At 58.9% G+C, this 15,706-nt stretch carries 15 protein-coding genes; 6 read left to right on the top strand and 9 right to left on the bottom strand.

What is annotated here, in order from left to right; translation table 11 throughout:
* Positions 1-14 precede the first annotated feature (14 nt).
* The gene (locus DTA24_RS08665; protein WP_004195346.1) at positions 15-242 is read right to left on the bottom strand and encodes a YejL family protein; all 228 of its coding nucleotides are present in this window, start codon (positions 240-242) and stop codon (positions 15-17) included.
* A gap of 186 nt (positions 243-428) precedes the next feature.
* Between DTA24_RS08665 and yejK the strand changes: the two genes are divergently transcribed.
* Positions 429-1,436, top strand: a complete 1,008-nt coding sequence (gene yejK, locus DTA24_RS08675; RefSeq protein ID WP_008803995.1) for a nucleoid-associated protein YejK — start codon at positions 429-431, stop codon at positions 1,434-1,436.
* Between the two features lie 19 nt (positions 1,437-1,455).
* On the opposite strand, the gene DTA24_RS08680 is transcribed toward yejK, so the two are convergent.
* Complete coding sequence (locus tag DTA24_RS08680; RefSeq protein WP_023323040.1) at positions 1,456-2,217, bottom strand: DeoR/GlpR family DNA-binding transcription regulator; 762 nt, start codon at positions 2,215-2,217, stop codon at positions 1,456-1,458.
* A gap of 81 nt (positions 2,218-2,298) precedes the next feature.
* On the opposite strand from DTA24_RS08680, the gene DTA24_RS08685 reads away from it, so the two are divergent.
* Entirely contained in the window at positions 2,299-2,895 is a 597-nt protein-coding gene (locus tag DTA24_RS08685; protein WP_016161564.1) for an NUDIX domain-containing protein, read from the top strand.
* A 20-nt stretch (positions 2,896-2,915) separates the two neighbouring features.
* Here DTA24_RS08685 and DTA24_RS08690 read toward each other — a convergent pair whose 3' ends face one another.
* Positions 2,916-4,202 (bottom strand): serine hydrolase domain-containing protein, encoded by a 1,287-nt coding sequence (locus DTA24_RS08690; protein WP_023298008.1) that lies wholly within the window; start codon positions 4,200-4,202, stop codon positions 2,916-2,918.
* A gap of 103 nt (positions 4,203-4,305) precedes the next feature.
* On the opposite strand from DTA24_RS08690, the gene DTA24_RS08695 reads away from it, so the two are divergent.
* Positions 4,306-5,193 carry a LysR family transcriptional regulator gene (locus tag DTA24_RS08695; protein ID WP_008803999.1) on the top strand — a complete coding sequence of 296 codons (888 nt, stop codon included), beginning with the start codon at positions 4,306-4,308 and terminating at the stop codon, positions 5,191-5,193.
* Between the two features lie 58 nt (positions 5,194-5,251).
* Here the strand turns inward: DTA24_RS08695 and rplY are convergent, their stop codons facing one another.
* Together rplY and DTA24_RS08705 are read right to left on the bottom strand one after the other, a co-directional pair.
* The gene (gene rplY, locus DTA24_RS08700; RefSeq protein WP_008804000.1) at positions 5,252-5,536 is read right to left on the bottom strand and encodes a 50S ribosomal protein L25; all 285 of its coding nucleotides are present in this window, start codon (positions 5,534-5,536) and stop codon (positions 5,252-5,254) included.
* Between the two features lie 136 nt (positions 5,537-5,672).
* A complete protein-coding gene (locus DTA24_RS08705) occupies positions 5,673-7,430 on the bottom strand; it encodes a DEAD/DEAH box helicase (RefSeq protein WP_123836727.1) in 1,758 nt (585 codons plus the stop codon).
* 146 nt (positions 7,431-7,576) lie between these two features.
* On the opposite strand from DTA24_RS08705, the gene rsuA reads away from it, so the two are divergent.
* From rsuA to DTA24_RS08725, 3 genes are all read left to right on the top strand, one after another.
* Entirely contained in the window at positions 7,577-8,296 is a 720-nt protein-coding gene (gene rsuA, locus DTA24_RS08710) for a 16S rRNA pseudouridine(516) synthase RsuA (RefSeq protein WP_008804002.1), read from the top strand.
* Positions 8,293-9,489, top strand: a complete 1,197-nt coding sequence (locus DTA24_RS08715; protein WP_008804003.1) for a Bcr/CflA family multidrug efflux MFS transporter — start codon at positions 8,293-8,295, stop codon at positions 9,487-9,489. The genes rsuA and DTA24_RS08715 overlap by 4 nt, the downstream gene beginning before the upstream one ends.
* A 330-nt stretch (positions 9,490-9,819) precedes the next feature.
* Positions 9,820-10,164 carry a YejG family protein gene (locus DTA24_RS08725; protein ID WP_002912974.1) on the top strand — a complete coding sequence of 115 codons (345 nt, stop codon included), beginning with the start codon at positions 9,820-9,822 and terminating at the stop codon, positions 10,162-10,164.
* Positions 10,165-10,167: 3 nt separating this feature from the next.
* On the opposite strand, the gene yejF is transcribed toward DTA24_RS08725, so the two are convergent.
* The 4 genes from yejF to DTA24_RS08745 are packed head-to-tail and all read right to left on the bottom strand — an operon-like array spanning position 10,168 to position 15,693.
* On the bottom strand, positions 10,168-11,757 hold the full coding sequence (gene yejF, locus DTA24_RS08730; RefSeq protein WP_123836728.1) for a microcin C ABC transporter ATP-binding protein YejF: 1,590 nt from the start codon (positions 11,755-11,757) through the stop codon (positions 10,168-10,170).
* 1 nt (position 11,758) lies between these two features.
* Positions 11,759-12,784, bottom strand: coding sequence for a microcin C ABC transporter permease (locus DTA24_RS08735; protein ID WP_012967542.1), 1,026 nt, complete (start codon positions 12,782-12,784; stop codon positions 11,759-11,761).
* Positions 12,784-13,878, bottom strand: coding sequence for a microcin C ABC transporter permease YejB (locus DTA24_RS08740; RefSeq protein ID WP_008804006.1), 1,095 nt, complete (start codon positions 13,876-13,878; stop codon positions 12,784-12,786). The genes DTA24_RS08735 and DTA24_RS08740 overlap by 1 nt, the downstream gene beginning before the upstream one ends.
* Before the next feature lie 9 nt (positions 13,879-13,887).
* Positions 13,888-15,693, bottom strand: a complete 1,806-nt coding sequence (locus tag DTA24_RS08745; protein ID WP_012541018.1) for an extracellular solute-binding protein — start codon at positions 15,691-15,693, stop codon at positions 13,888-13,890.
* Between the last annotated feature and the right edge of the window lie 13 nt (positions 15,694-15,706).

The raw sequence follows: 15,706 nt of genomic DNA on the forward strand, positions 1-15,706 counted from the left end.
TGTTGCTGTTATCCTTAATGCGCCGGATCGTCGTTAATGGAAGACTGCAAAGCCTGCGCGAAAGAACGGGCGATGGCCTGACGCTGCGCCGGCGCGACGCTACTGTTGATCAGGTTGGTCACCATATTGCCTAACACCATCAGTGAAAGGTCAACCGGGGCTTTGTGTGATTCCAGGACGTTCGTTAGCTCGCTGAGCAACTGTTCGACCTGTTGATCGCTATAGCGGGAAATTTGCGGCATAAACTCAAAATCTGTTTGTTCGTGAAAGGGCAACATATTACCGTAGCAGCAGCTTTTTTTCCGCATTTTTTCGCCGCGACGCAAAAGCGCACCGATCGTCGGTAACAACGTCGAAATGTGTGGCGCCAGTTGCGTCGGCAACCCGGCGGTGGTTGAATACCGCCCGGTCTAAAAGGAGAGTTTAACATGAGTCTGGATATCGACCAGATTGCCCTGCATCAGTTAATCAAACGTGATGAACAAAATCTGGAGCTGGTGCTGCGCGAGTCACTGCTGGAGCCGAATGCGACGGTCGTCGAGATGATGGCTGAACTGCACCGGGTCTATAGCGCCAAAAGCAAAGCCTATGGCCTGTTCAATGAAGAGAGTGAACTGGCGCAGGCGCTGCGTCTGCAGCGTCAGGGGGAAGAAGAGTTTCTGGCGTTCAGCCGCGCGGCGACTGGTCGTCTGCGCGATGAACTGGCGAAATACCCGTTCGCCGAAGGGGGCATTGTCCTCTTCTGCCAGTATCGTTACCTGGCGGTCGAGTATCTGCTGGTGGCGGTGCTCAATAACCTGAGCAGTATGCGCGTCAACGAGGAGCTGGATATCCGCTCGACCCATTACCTGGATATTAACCATGCTGATATCGTCGCGCGCATCGATTTAACCGAGTGGGAAACCAACCCGGAGTCGACCCGCTATCTGACCTTCCTGAAAGGGCGGGTAGGGCGCAAAGTGGCCGATTTCTTTATGGATTTCCTCGGCGCCAGCGAAGGGCTTAACGCCAAAGCGCAGAACCGCGGCCTGCTGCAGGCGGTGGATGACTTCGCCGCCGATGCTCAGCTTGATAAATCCGAGCGACAGAATGTGCGTCAGCAGGTCTACGCGTACTGTAACGAACAGCTGCAGGCCGGGGAAGAGATTGAGCTGGAGTCGCTGTCCAAAGAGCTCGCCGGCGTCAGCGAAAAGAGCTTCCAGGAATTCACTGCCGCGCAGGGCTATGAGCTGGAAGAGAGCTTCCCGGCGGATCGCAGCACCTTACGCCAGCTGACCAAGTTTGCCGGCAGCGGCGGCGGATTGACCATTAACTTCGACGCCATGCTGTTAGGTGAACGCGTATTCTGGGATCCCGCCACCGATACCCTGACCATTAAGGGCACCCCGCCGAACCTGCGCGACCAGCTGCAGCGCCGGACGTCCGGCGGCAATTAAACCCCATGCCCTGTCGGCGCTATCGCTGAACGGGGATGATCTCCACGCCGCACTGCACCAGCTGCTGGCGCAGCGCGGCGTCGGGTTCACCGTCGACGATAAGCGTACTGGCGAGGTTCAGTTCGCCGATGGCAAAGGCTGACGCGGCGTTGAGCTTCTCCCGGGACGCCATCACCACGGTTTCCGCCGCTCTGGCCGCCAGTGCGCGTTTGATGCCCGCTTCTTCATAATCACCGGTAGTGAAACCTGCCCGCGGGTGGATGCCGGTCACCCCCATAAAGAACAGATCGGCATTGATCCGCGCCATACCCGCCAGCGTCTCGGCGCCCACAGCGACGACCGAATGTTTAAACACTTTGCCCCCGAGCAGGATCACCTCGATTCGCGGGTGGTCCACCAGCGCCACGGCGATGCCGGGGCTGTGGGTGACCACCGTACAGTTCAGTTCCGCAGGTAAAAAGCCGATCATTGCTGCAGTGGTGGTGCCGCCATCGACAATCACCACCTGTCCAGGCTGGATCAGCGCAGCGGCGGCGCGGGCGACCGCCTGCTTGGAGGCGATCTGCACGCTTTTGCGCGTTTCAATAGGCGCAATAGCGGCAGAAACCGGCAGTGCGCCGCCGTGGACCCGCTGCAGTTTTCCTTCCGCCGCCAGCTCGCGCAGATCGCGGCGAATGGAGTCCTCGGAGACGTTGAACCGCTGGCTTAGCTCCCCGGACATCACCTGTTTTTCCTCGGTGAGGATCTGGAGGATCTGCTGTTTTCTCTGACTGGCGAGCATGATTTTTCCTTCACGAATGATCTTGTTTGTGCCTGATTATGCATGTTATGGTGCCAGCTGTCATCTCAAAGGGGATATAACATGCAAACTCACGCACCGCACGTCCGCCACGTTCGCGAGACGCTGCTCTCTGACAACTGGTACACCCTGAAAAAATATACTTTTGAACTGCTGCGCCGGGACGGTTGCTGGCAGGAGCAGAGCCGGGAAGCCTATGATCGCGGCAACGGCGCGGTCATTTTACTCTATAACCGTGAGAAGCGGACGGTGGTCCTGACGCGCCAGTTCCGATTTCCGGTATTTACCCACGGTCATGATGGGTATCTGATTGAGGCTGCCGCCGGGCTGCTGGATAACGCCTCGCCGGAGGCGCGGATCGTTGCCGAAGCGGAAGAGGAGACCGGCTTTCGCGTGACGCGGGTCGAACCCGTCTTCACTGTCTTTATGAGTCCAGGCTCCGTGACCGAGAAGCTCTACTTTTTTATCGCGGAATATCAGGCCGATGACCGTCGGGGCGACGGCGGCGGGTTGGCGGCAGAAGGTGAGGATATTGAAGTGCTGGAGTGGCCGCTGGCGCGGGCGCTGCAGGCTATTCGCGATGGCGAGATCATGGATGCGAAAACGATAATGCTGTTGCAGCATCTGGCGCTGAATGCCGATACGCTCCTCGCCAGCTAAGCGGCAAGGAGCAGGGGAGATTAGCGCAATTCGCGGGCAATGGCGCTGTACATCAGCGCCGCTTCCAGCGGCTGGGCGTTGAAGGACGGTTCCGCCTGCGGCCAGGTCGACCACTGGACGATCACCAGATGTTCCGCGCGGTTCACCATGATCACCTGGCCATAGATCCCCAGCGCCCACAGCGAGCCCTGCAGTCCTTCCTGCGGCGTCGGCTGTACGTGTTGCGCATTGGCCGGAATGGCGTTGTTCCACCACTGATAGCCGTAGATACCTTGCGGATGCGCTGCTGAAACCGAGTTCAGCGCTTTTGTCCAGCTTGCGGCCTGGTCGAACCAGCCAGCGGGCACCAGCTGTTTGCCGTTGCTTAACCGACCATCGCGGGCGACAAACTCGCCAAAGCGGCCCCAGTCTTCGAGGGTGGCGTTAAAGCCGTGGGCGCCAACATCATGCTTCCCTTGCTGATAAGCATGCCATACGCCATCGTGGGCCATACCCGCAGGCTGCCACAGCGACTGCTCAAGCCAGGCGGCCAGCGACATACCGGTCGCGCGTTCCAGCACATCGCCCAGCAACCAGGCGCCGCCGGAAGAGTAGGACCACTGCTCGCCTGCCGGGTGTTTACGCGACAGCGTCGACACAATTTTACGTACGCAGTCATAGGCGCCGGGCTGTGCTTCACATTGGGTCAGGCGGGCAAAGTGCGACTGCGGGTTGGTGTAATCTTCATTCCAGTCCACGCCGCTGGTATGTTGAATGAGCTGCTTGAGCGTTACGCCGTCCCAGGCGGTGCCTTTCAGTTCGGGTTCATAAACGGTAATCAGGTCATCGAGGGAGTGGATTTTCCCCTGTTGAATGGCGATGCCCACCAGCGTTGAGACGACCGATTTGCCCACCGATCGCGAGGTCCACAGCGTGGTATCGGTGTTGCCGTTGCCAAGGTATTTCCAGGCGACTTTGCCGTCTTTCAGCACCAGCATGCCGCTGACGTTCTCGCGCTTCAGGTAATCCTGTAGCGTCCAGGTGTGGCCGTTGAGGGTATAGCTGGCGTGGGTCAGTGGCTTTTCAGCACGCTCCAGCGGGACCGCTGCGCCGTGGCGGAAGACGTCTCCGGCATAATTGCGATAGTCGTTACGAAAGCCAACGACGCGTGACGCCTGATCCCAGGTGAGCATGTCTTTGGCCGCGGGTAGCGTTTGGTCGTAAGGGGTGGGGCAGACATCCAGCGTCAGGTCGCCGCAGTTTTGCGCCATCGCCGCCGCCGGCAGCGCCGCCAAAATTAACGCCAGAGCCAGTGGTTTTTTTATCATTTTCATTTCCTCGTTTGCCATAGTTTCGCTGCGCAGTATATAAATCGGCTCGCGAAGGCTAAAATCAGCAAATGGGGGATTTTCCCCCGCAAGGGAGAGAGGGATGAAAACCCTGCAGTATTCTTTCGCACAGATTGAGGCCTTCGCCACCATCGCCGAAACTGGCAGCCTGTCGCAGGCGGCCATTCGTTTAGCTAAAGACCGGACCACGCTTCGCGATCTGCTGGACTATCTGGAAGATGCGCTGGGCTACCGGCTGTTCAGCCGTGAAGGGCGTAGCCTGACGCTAACCGCCGAAGGCGAGCAGCTTTTTCGCCAGGCACACCTGCTGTTGCGTCAGGCGCAGGCTTTCGAGTCTTTTGCGCAAACGCTGCCGCAAACGGCCTGGCAGGCGTTACGTCTGGTGTACGATCCCTTCGTGCCGCGTGAATTTCTCTGTTTGCTGGCTGATACGCTTGCCCGGCGGCAGATCCGTTTAAGCTGCTGGAGCGCCTCGCGGCGCGAAGCCGAGCAGGCGCTGAGCGAGGGCATCGCGGATATGGCCATTTGCCAGGCTAATAATCGTACGCTGGGCAGCGAAATGGAGTGGCGGGCGCTGGGCACCGTTGATTTACGTTTTTACGCCGCGCAAGGATTGTTTACTGACGCCGCACGGCCGCTGACATTGCTGAATTTATCGCTAACGCCACAGCTGGTGATGCACCGGCGCAGTGACGATCAGATCGCCCGCCGGCTACAGATATCCGGCCATACGCTGTATATGAATGAAATCGCGCTGCTGCGCCATGCGATGGAGCAGGGGATGGGCTGGGGGTTTTTACCGGAACATTTACGGCCAGGCGAGTGGCAGGGGGTTGCTGAAATAGCTACCGAGGTCGGCAGTCAGGGACTGAACGTGACCATGGTGATGCTCTGGCTGCCCGGCATGAATAAGCACCGGATGCTGAGCGACCTCGTGGACGAGGCGCCGGAACTTTGGCGGCGCCGATAACAAAACGCCCCGGGTCAGAAGACACCAGGGCGTTTGCCATACAACTTGCTATCGGCGATTACGCGCGAACGAAGTCGATGTGGGTCAGTTTCGGCTTGAAAGCGTGACGCTGAACAGCCTGAACTTTAACTTTCTCTTCTTTGCCATCGATAACGAGGGTCACAACTTCGCCGTAAAATTCAGCTTTATCCTGCATGTTCCACAGTTTGTCGTGATCCAGTTCGATAGCAACCGGAGCAGCTTCGCCACCGTAGATGATTGCCGGGAACTTGTTAGCTGCGCGCAGGCGGCGGCTCGCACCCTTACCCTGCTCTTTACGTACTTCTGCGTTGATAGTAAACATTGATGTCTCTCTATATATAAAGCCTGCAACAGGCGACCCAGCTGCAGGCAGATTATCTGCTTTGCGAATGCAAAAGCGGGCGGCATTATAGCCGCCAATCGGCACAGCGGCAATCAAAACCTCAGTTTTTGGCGGATTAACGCAGCTCATTGGCGCGACGGAAACGGCCCTGATAATCGAAAACTTTTTCCCGCACCTGCCAGTATTGCCCCTTCATTCGGGCGACGACAAAGTCAGGATGGCGCAGCAGCGCCTGCTGGGCAATGATATCCGCCGGGGTTATCCAGCGTAACGGCACGCCCGGCGTACGAGTATGCGGGCGGATAAACAACTGCTCAAAGGCGGTACGCTGGGCGGGCGTTAGCAGACGGAAGCGCTCACTCACGTCGGCGCCGTCCTCATCATAGTAGGTGATTTTCAGCCACGGGCCTTTCTCGTCGCTACCGTGCTGCATAGCCATGCCGCTGCAGCGCAGCACCAGCGCGTCCTTTAGCTTCAGCGCCGCCTTCAGCATATCGTCCGGGTCGACCAAAATCGTGTCGCACTCGCGGCAGCGGCGGGCGGCGATATCGTTTTCCGCGTTGCACTGCGGGCAGTTTTTGAAGCGAAAGCGGAAGTCGCACTGTTCGCGGTGGCCGTCATCATCTTCAAACCAGCCCTGGCAGCGGCGGCCAAAATGCTCAATCAAGGTGCCGTCGGCGGTGGTTTTGCCCCAGAAGGTGTTGGCGAAACCACAGGCCGGGCAGAAGACCTGCACCGGCACGTTGTCACTTTTCCCCTTCGGCGTCCCCACTTCCGGGGCGTACAGGTCATGCGGGTTGCCGGCGTAGTCGAGGATCAGGCAGTCGGTTTTGCCCGGCGCCAGGCGCAGGCCGCGGCCAACGATCTGTTGGTAAAGACTCACCGACTCGGTGGGGCGGAGGATGGCGATCAGGTCAACGTGCGGGGCGTCGAAGCCGGTAGTCAACACCGCGACGTTCACCAGATAGCGATACTCCTGCGCTTTAAACGCCTCGATAATGCGATCCCGCTCTGGTCCAGGCGTTTCCCCGGTGATCAGCGCGGCTTGCGCCGCCGGCAGCAGACCGGTTACTTCCCGGGCGTGTTCCACGGTGGCGGCGAAGATCATCACCCCTTTACGGCTTTCGGCGAACTCCACGATCTGGCTGACGATATGCGGTGTTATGCGCTGCTGTTTTTTCAGTTCGTGGTTAAGATCGGCTTCGCTGAACAGGCCGTTGCTTTGCGCCTGCAGACGGCTGAAATCGTACTGCACCACCGGCATATCAAGGCGTTCCGGCGGCGTCAGGTAGCCGTGCTTAATCATATAGCGCAGCGGCAGCTCATAGATGCAGTCGCGAAACAGTGCTTTCTCATCGCCACGTACCATGCCGTGGTAGTGAAACTGATAGATCCAACCCTTGCCGAGGCGGAACGGGGTAGCCGTCAGGCCGAGCAGCCGGAGCTGAGGATTCACCTGCCGCAGGTGGCTTATGATCTGTTGATACTGGCTGTCGTCGTCATCGCTGATACGGTGGCATTCATCGACGATGAGCAGCGAAAATTCACTGTGAAACTGATCGAGGTTGCGCGCCACCGACTGCACGCTGCCGAACACCACTTTGCCGTGGCTTTCTTTACGCTGCAGACCAGCGGCAAAGATATCCGCCTCGAGGCCAAGGGCGCAGTATTTCGCATGGTTCTGCGCCACCAGCTCTTTGACGTGGGCCAGCACCAGCACGCGGCCGCGTGCCAGCCGGGCAAGCTCGGCAATCACCAGGCTTTTGCCCGCGCCGGTGGGCAGGACAATGGCCGCCGGCTCGGTATGGCGACGAAACCAGGCGAGGGTGGCATCGACGGCTTCTTGTTGATAGGGGCGTAATGTAAAAGTCATGAATTCACGGGGCTAATTAACTCGCGAATAGTATGCCATGAATCTTTTCCCTTGAGTGGTGTTAAGAGCCCGTTATACTAGCCAGTGAAATTCTTCTTTTTCGGGCGAGTTGCCCGCTCCAGCACTATTACAGGCTAAAAAAATTCATGCGACTTGATAAGTTTATCGCTCAGCAGCTTGGCGTCAGCCGGGCTATTGCCGGGCGTGAAATCCGCGGCAGCCGTGTTACCGTGGACGGCGACATTGTGAAAGATGCCTCTTTTAAGCTCCAGCCAGAGCACGAGGTGGAATATGATGGCAATACGCTGACCCAGCAGAACGGCCCCCGTTATTTTATGCTGAACAAGCCGCAGGGTTACGTCTGTTCCACCGACGATCCCGATCATCCTACTATCCTTTATTTCCTCGATGAGCCGGTGGCGCACAAGCTGCACGCCGCCGGGCGCCTGGATATCGACACCACCGGGCTGGTGCTGATGACCGATGACGGCCAGTGGTCGCACCGCATTACCTCGCCGCGCCACCATTGTGAAAAAACCTACCTGGTGGAGCTGGAAAGCCCGCTGGCGGAAGGGACCGCAGAGCTGTTTGCCAAAGGCGTCCAGTTGCACAATGAAAAAGATCTCACTAAGCCGGCAGTGCTGGAAGTGATCACCCCGACCGAAGTGCGCCTGACCATCAGCGAAGGGCGCTACCATCAGGTGAAACGCATGTTCGCCGCCGTGGGCAACCATGTGGTTGGCCTGCACCGGGAGCGCATCGGCGATATCCTGCTGGATGACGCGCTGGCGCCGGGTGAATATCGTCCGCTGACGGAAACGGAAATCGCCAGCGTAGGCGCCCCGCAGGCACGGAGTAAAACGTGACAGTGAAGCAGAATTCTTCTCTGGGAATTGTGTTTATCCTCGGCCTGCTGGCCATGCTGATGCCGCTGTCGATCGATATGTATCTTCCGGCGCTGCCGGTGATCGCCGCCCAGTACAACGTCCCGGACGGCAGCGCGCAGATGACGCTCAGCACCTATATCCTGGGCTTTGCGCTGGGTCAGCTGCTGTACGGGCCGATGGCAGACAGCCTTGGTCGCAAACCGGTGATCCTCGGCGGGACGCTGGTGTTCGCCGCGGCGGCGGTGGCCTGCGCCCTTTCGCAGACCATCGATATGCTCATTGTCATGCGTTTCTTCCACGGTCTGGCGGCCGCGGCCGCCAGCGTGGTGATCAACGCCCTTATGCGCGATATCTATCCGAAAGATGAGTTTTCACGGATGATGTCGTTTGTCATGCTGGTGACGACCATTGCGCCGCTGGTGGCGCCGATGGTCGGCGGGGCGGTGCTGGTCTGGTTTAGCTGGCATGCCATCTTCTGGATCCTCGCGCTGGTGGCCCTGCTGGCCTCGCTGATGATCGGCCTGTTTATCCGCGAAACGCTGCCAGCTGACAGGCGTCAGCCGTTCCATCTGCGCACCACGCTGGGTAATTTTGCCACCCTGTTCCGTCACAAGCGGGTGCTGAGCTATATGCTGGCGAGCGGCTTTAGCTTCGCCGGCATGTTCTCTTTCCTCAGTGCCGGGCCTTTCGTCTATATCAATATTAACCACGTTGCGCCTCAGCACTTTGGTTACTATTTTGCGCTGAACATTGTTTTCCTGTTCCTGATGACCATGTTCAACAGCCGGTTTGTGCGGCGGGTGGGGGCGTTGCGCATGTTCCGCGCCGGGCTGTGGATCCAGTTTGCCATGGCGGTATGGATGGTGGTTTGCGCGCTGCTGGACGTCGGCTTCTGGTCGCTGGTGATCGGCGTGGCGGCCTTTGTCGGCTGCGTATCGATGGTGTCGTCTAACGCCATGGCGGTGATCCTCGATGAGTTTCCGCATATGGCCGGCACCGCTTCGTCACTGGCCGGAACGTTTCGTTTTGGTATCGGGGCGATCATTGGCGCGCTGCTGTCGATGGCGACGTTTACCACCGCCTGGCCAATGCTGATCTCTATTGCCTTCTGCGCAACCTGTTCTATTTTCTTCTCGCTTTACGCTTCCCGTCGGCGAAAAATCGCACACTAGGTCACATTTTCAGGGGCGAAATCGCCCCTTTCTTGATACATGTCAACCAGAATGAGCTTCAGGGTTCTGCGATTTGTTTCCTTTATGTAAAATCAATTAGTGTAAAAAGTCGCATTGTTGCGATAAAAAAGTTGTTTTGGATCACAGAAACGGGTACATATAGCGCCAATCGGCTCGCCGGGTATAAAAATAACGCGCTGGATTATAAGTGCTTAACCCTGGCCCGCCGCGGCTGTAAACGTTTTCTGCGTCAAGGCAGGACTATTTGTCAACAGTGTGTTAATATTGATGTAAATTTATTGTGAAGCCTTTTGCTTCCGGGGAAACCACGTGAATACACAACAACTCTCTATCGTACACCGTCTGCCGCAGAGCTATCGCTGGCTGGCCGGTTTTGCGGGTTCCAGAGTTGAACCGATTCCGCAAAACGGCGCGCAGAACGAGAACAGCCTCGTTGCCCTGAAACTGCTGAGTCCGGACGGTGAAAAAGCCTGGCCGGTTATGCATAAGCTCAGCCAGGCGTTAAGCGACATCGAAGTCGACTGTTCCGTCCTTGAGTGCGAAGGCGAACCCTGCCTGTTCGTTAACCTGCAGGATGAATTCGCCGCCACCTGTCGTCTGAAAAATTTTGGCGTGGCCATCGCCGAGCCCTTCTCCGGCAACAACCCCTTCTGACCGTCAGCTCAGCGCCAGCAGCTGGCGGGTATATTCGTGCCGGGGTGCGCTGAAGACGGACTGGCACTCGCCCTGTTCAACCACCTCTCCCTGACGCAGCACCATCACCTGATGACACAGCGCCCGCACTACGCGTAAATCATGACTGATAAAAATATAGGCCAGCTGATGCTTTTGCTGTAACGCTTTCAGCAGGTGCAGGATCTGCGCCTGAACGGTTTTATCCAGTGATGAGGTCGGCTCGTCGAGGACGATCAGCTGCGGCTTGACGATCAACGCTCTGGCGATGGCGATACGCTGCCGCTGGCCACCGGAGAACGCCGCCGGGTAGCGCTGGCGGCTGGCCGGGTCGAGCCCAACCTCCTGCATGGCAAGGATCACTGCCTGTTCGCGTTCGGCTGCCGTCAGCGTCGGCTGGTGGACGCGCAAGCCTTCCTCAATGATCTGCTGCGCCGTCAGGCGCGGATTGAGCGACGAGTTCGGATCCTGAAAAACCACCTGCATTTGTCGGCGCAGCGGCAGCAGCTGTCGACGGTTACGCCCCTGAATCGGCTGGCCGGCAAAAGTTATCTTTCCCTCGGATGAGATCAGGCGCAGCAGCGCCAGACCGGTGGTGCTTTTTCCCGATCCCGATTCGCCCACCAGGCCCAGCGTCTCGCCGGCGCGTAGCTGAAAACTGAGGCTGTTGACCACCCGATGGTGATCGACCACCCGGCGCAGGATCCCTTTGCGAACAGGAAATGCCACGTTTAAATCATCCGCCTGCAGCAGCACCGGGGCATCGACGGCCAGCGGCACCGGCTCACCGTCTGGTTCGCTATCCAGCAGGCGTTGGGTGTAGGGATGTGCCGGCGCGCTGAACAGCGCCCGACAGTCATTTTGTTCCACACAGCGGCCGTTCTGCATCACCGCTACCCGGTCAGCCAGCTGACGGACAATGCTCAGGTTATGGGTGATAAACAGCAACCCCATGTTCAGCTCCCGCTTTAGCTCGCGCAGCAGCTGCAGGATCTGCGCCTGCACTGACACGTCCAGGGCGGTGGTCGGTTCGTCGGCGATCAGCAACTCCGGGCGCGTCAGCAGCGCCATGGCGATCATCACCCGCTGGCGCTCGCCGCCGGAGAGCTGATGCGGATAGTCCGCCAGCCGCCGCGGCGCCTGACGGATCCCGACGCGCTCCAGGCAGTCGAGGATCTCCCCGCGCGCCGCCTCTTTGCGCATTCCCCGGTGTAACGACAGCACCTCATAGAGCTGTTTTTCCAGGGTATGCAGGGGGTTGAGCGACACCATTGGCTCCTGAAAGATCATCGCGATCCGGTTGCCGCGCACGCCGCGCAGGGTCGACTCCTCAGCATGCAGCAGCGACTGGCCATGAAAGCGGATATCGCCGCTGGGGTAGCTGGCCGGCGGGGTGGGGAGCAGTCGCAGCACCGACAGCGCGGAGATGCTTTTTCCTGAGCCGGATTCGCCCACCAGCGCCAGCGTCTCACCAACTGCCACCTCGAGCGACAGATTGTGCACCACGGTCTGCGTCTCGCCCTGCTGGCGAAAGGCAATAGAGAGATTGTCGATAGCTAACAGCGGGTGGGTCATATTACACCGCCTTACTTGGGTCAAAGGCGTCGCGAACCGCTTCACCGATAAAAATCAGTAGCGTCAGCAGTACGGCGACGGAGAGAAACGCGGCAATGCCCAGCCAGGGCGCCTGCAGGTTGTTTTTTCCCTGCAGCAGCAGCTCGCCGAGAGAGGGGGAGCCAAGCGGCAGACCGAAGCCGAGAAAATCCAGCGACGTCAGGGTGGTAATGGAGCTGCACAAGATAAAAGGCAGGAAGGTGAGGGTCGCCACCATTGCGTTAGGCAACATATGCCGCAGGATGATCTGCCGGTCGCTGACCCCGAGCGCCTGCGCCGCCCGGATGTAGTCGTAGTTGCGGGTGCGAAGAAATTCAGCGCGCACCACGCCCACCAGCGTCATCCAGCCAAAAAGGACGGTGATCGCCAGCAACCACCAGAAGCCCGGCTGCACGACGCTGGAGAGCAGGATGATCAGAAACAGGGTCGGCATCCCGGACCAGACTTCGATAAAGCGCTGGCCCCAGAGGTCGATTTTGCCGCCATAGTACCCCTGTATCGCCCCGGCCAGCACTCCCAGCACGCTGGAGAACAGCGTCAGCAGCAGACCGAAGAGCACCGAGATGCGCGTACCATAGAGGATCCGCGCCAGCACATCGCCGCCGTTGGCGTCGGTGCCAAGCCAGTTGCTGGCCGAGGGCGGTGATGGAAAGGGGACGGTGCTGGCAAAATTAATAGTCGTGGCGCCGAAGCGCACCGGCGGCCATAGCGCCCAGCCGTGGGTGGACAGCTGGTGCTGCAGCCAGGGATCCTGATAGTCGGCGGCGGTAGCGAACGCGCCGCCAAAGGTTTGCTCGGTGTAGTTTTTTAACACCGGAACATACAGCTGGCCCCGGTACTGCACCAGCAGCGGGCGATCGTTGGCCAGCAGCTCGGCGCCGAGGCTGCAGAAGAAGAGAATTAAAAACAGCCACAGCGACCAGTAGCCGCGACGGTTGTGACGAAAGCGCGCCCAGCGGGCCTGATTAACGGGACTGAAGAAAGACATTAGCGGCCCTCAAAATCAATGCGCGGGTCGACCAGCGTATAGCTGATATCGCTGACGATATTCAGCAGCAGGCCAATCAGAGTGAAAATATAGAGCGTGCCGAACATCACCGGATAGTCGCGGGAGACCGTCGCTTCATAGCCCAGCAGACCCAGGCCGTTCAGCGAGAACATCACTTCGATCAGCAGCGAACCGGTAAAGAACATACTAATAAAGGTGGCCGGGAAGCCGGCGATCACCAGCAGCATGGCGTTGCGGAACACATGTCCCCAGAGGATCTGTTTCTCACCGACGCCTTTGGCGCGGGCGGTGACCACATACTGTTTGCGGATCTCATCGAGGAAGCTGTTTTTGGTCAGCATGGTCAGGGCGGCAAAGCCGCCGATCACCGTCGCCAGCACCGGCAGGGTGATGTGCCACAGGTAATCGAGGATCTTCTGATACCAGGGAAGGGTGTCGAAGTTCGGTGAGACCAGACCGCGCAGCGGGAAGAGGTCGAAATAGCTGCCGCCGGCAAAAATCACGATCAGCAGGATGGCGAACAGAAAGGCGGGGATCGCATAGCCAATAATAATCAGCGTGCTGCTCCAGATGTCAAAGCGGCTGCCGTTGCTGACCGCTTTGCGAATACCCAGCGGAATGGAAACCAGGTAGATAATCAGCGTACTCCACAGTCCGAGGCTCACCGAGACCGGCAGGCTGTCTTTAATCAGCTGCAGTACTGAGGCGCTGCGAAACAGGCTGTCGCCAAAATCAAAGCGCAGATAATCGCCCAGCATCTTCAGGTAACGCTCGTGCAGCGGCTTGTCAAAGCCGTAGCGGTGGGTGATCTCGGCGATGACTTCCGGATCAAGGCCCCGCCCACCGCGATAGTGCCCCTCGCTGATGTTCCCTGCGCCGGTTCGGGCATGGCTGGCGCCCATCCCGCCGTCGCCGGCACCCGGCATCCCGCCGTGCTGACCAAATTCGATGGCGGCGATGGCCTGATCGACCGGGCCGCCGGGTGCGATTTGCACAATAAAAAAGTTAATGGTGATGATGGCCCACAGGGTGGGGATCACTAACAGCAAACGGCGGATCAGGTAGCTGCCCATGGGATGTCCTTAACGTCTGTCCGCGGGGAGGGTGGCCGCTTTGTTCACGTCGTACCACCAGGTATCGAGCCCGGAGGAATAAATGGGGCGGGTCTCGGGGAAAGAGAACTTATTCCACCACGCGGTGCGGTCCTGCGCCATATACCACATCGGCAGCATGTAGTTATTCCAGGTGAGCACGCGGTCCAGCGCCCGACCGAGGGGGATCAGTTTCTGCTTATTGCCCTGCCACTGCAGGATCTGCGCAATCAGCTTATCCACTACCGGGCTTTGCACCCCCGGTGCGTTATAGCTGGAGTGAATATAGTCTGAGGCCCAGGAGATTTGCAGGTCGGTGCCGGGCCAGGGCATGGCACGCCACAGGCTCGGCATCATGTCGTAATCACGGCTGCGGCGACGGTTGCTGTACTGCGAGTTATCAACCTGACGAATATCCATGACGATCCCCAGGCGCTGCAGGTTGTGCTGAAACGGCAGCACCCAGCGGTCATTGCCACCGGCTGGCATCAGCAGTTCAAAGCGCAGCGGCTTGCCGGTGGCGGCGTTGACCCGGCGCTGGTTTTTTACCGTCCAACCCGCCGCATTGAGCAGGGCGTCGGCTTTGAGTAAGTTGTCGCGGTCGAAGCCATCGCCACGGGAGACCGGCGGCTGGTAAACCTGGCTGAAGACCTCCGGGGGCAGTTCGTTTTTCATCGGCGTCAGCAGGGCCAGCTCGGCGGCGTCGGGCAGGCTGCGGGCGGCATATTCGGTGTTCTGGAAATAGCTGTTGGCGCGCTGATAGGCGCTGTAAAACAGCGCCTTGTTCATCCATTCAAAATCGAACGCCAGGGTAATGGCCTCCCGCACCCGGCGATCGGCAAAAACCGGGCGCTGAATATTGAACGCCAGCCACTGGGTATCCTGCGCCGAGGTATTTGTATGCTCATCTTTAATAATGTAGCCGCGGCTGAAGTTGCGACCGACGTAGCGGGTAGCCCAGTTTTTGGCGACGGTCTCTTCCCGGCGATCGACGGCTCCCGCTTTAAAGGCTTCGAAAGCGACATTGTCGTCGAGATAATAGTCATAGCGCAGCGTATCGAAATTCCAGCGACCCCGGTTGACCGGCAGGTCGGCCGCCCAGTAGTCGGCGACGCGTGAATAAGTAATGTATTGCCCCATTCGCCAGGCGCTGATGCGGTATGGCCCGCTGGCCAGCGGCGGCTTCGACAGCGGGTCGCTGAGTTTGTGCTGGCGCCAGAACGACTCAGGCATCACCGGCAGGCTCAGCAGACTCAGCATGTTCTCTTTGCCGGGCTGGCCGAGGTCGATTCGTACGGTCAACGGGGCGATGGCCTTAACGGTGGTGCCTTTATAAAACAAGCGGAACTGTGGCACCCCTTCGGTCATAAACTTGTTGAAGGTAAATGCAACGTCCTGGGCGGTGATTGGCGTGCCGTCATGGAAGCGGGCGTGCGGGTTGAGAGCGATCTCCATCCAGGAATAGTCCTCGGCATAGCGCGCCCGCTCGGCAATCAGCGGGTAGTAGCTGCCGGGCTCATCATCCGAGGTGGTGAACAGGGTATCGTAGAGCGCCTCAGTGCGCACGGCGGGATTGCCGCGCAGTGCGTAGCGGTTGAAGTTATCAAAGGTGCCGATCGCCGCCAGGGTGAGGGTGCCGCCTTTCGGCGCCTCAGGATTGACATAATCAAAATGGCTGAAGCTGGCTGCGTATTTGGGTTCACCGATAATCGCAAAGGCGACGCTTTCTTTTATTGTTTGCGCCTTAGCGCTAAGGCTAAACAGAGCAAGCAGAATTAAAAAGAGGCGCGCATACATAGGCGGCAGAATA

This window comes from Klebsiella sp. P1CD1 (assembly GCF_003790505.1).
GTDB lineage: Bacteria > Pseudomonadota > Gammaproteobacteria > Enterobacterales > Enterobacteriaceae > Klebsiella > Klebsiella variicola.

What these genes read in the sequence shown, in the direction of transcription:
- DTA24_RS08665 (WP_004195346.1), bottom strand. Translation starts at nt 242, where the DNA reads ATGCCGCAAATTTCCCGCTATAGCGATCAACAGGTCGAACAGTTGCTC.
- yejK (WP_008803995.1), top strand. Translation starts at nt 429, where the DNA reads ATGAGTCTGGATATCGACCAGATTGCCCTGCATCAGTTAATCAAACGT.
- DTA24_RS08680 (WP_023323040.1), bottom strand. Translation starts at nt 2,217, where the DNA reads ATGCTCGCCAGTCAGAGAAAACAGCAGATCCTCCAGATCCTCACCGAG.
- DTA24_RS08685 (WP_016161564.1), top strand. Translation starts at nt 2,299, where the DNA reads ATGCAAACTCACGCACCGCACGTCCGCCACGTTCGCGAGACGCTGCTC.
- DTA24_RS08690 (WP_023298008.1), bottom strand. Translation starts at nt 4,202, where the DNA reads ATGATAAAAAAACCACTGGCTCTGGCGTTAATTTTGGCGGCGCTGCCG.
- DTA24_RS08695 (WP_008803999.1), top strand. Translation starts at nt 4,306, where the DNA reads ATGAAAACCCTGCAGTATTCTTTCGCACAGATTGAGGCCTTCGCCACC.
- rplY (WP_008804000.1), bottom strand. Translation starts at nt 5,536, where the DNA reads ATGTTTACTATCAACGCAGAAGTACGTAAAGAGCAGGGTAAGGGTGCG.
- DTA24_RS08705 (WP_123836727.1), bottom strand. Translation starts at nt 7,430, where the DNA reads ATGACTTTTACATTACGCCCCTATCAACAAGAAGCCGTCGATGCCACC.
- rsuA (WP_008804002.1), top strand. Translation starts at nt 7,577, where the DNA reads ATGCGACTTGATAAGTTTATCGCTCAGCAGCTTGGCGTCAGCCGGGCT.
- yejF (WP_123836728.1), bottom strand. Translation starts at nt 11,757, where the DNA reads ATGACCCACCCGCTGTTAGCTATCGACAATCTCTCTATTGCCTTTCGC.
- DTA24_RS08735 (WP_012967542.1), bottom strand. Translation starts at nt 12,784, where the DNA reads ATGTCTTTCTTCAGTCCCGTTAATCAGGCCCGCTGGGCGCGCTTTCGT.
- DTA24_RS08740 (WP_008804006.1), bottom strand. Translation starts at nt 13,878, where the DNA reads ATGGGCAGCTACCTGATCCGCCGTTTGCTGTTAGTGATCCCCACCCTG.
- DTA24_RS08745 (WP_012541018.1), bottom strand. Translation starts at nt 15,693, where the DNA reads ATGTATGCGCGCCTCTTTTTAATTCTGCTTGCTCTGTTTAGCCTTAGC.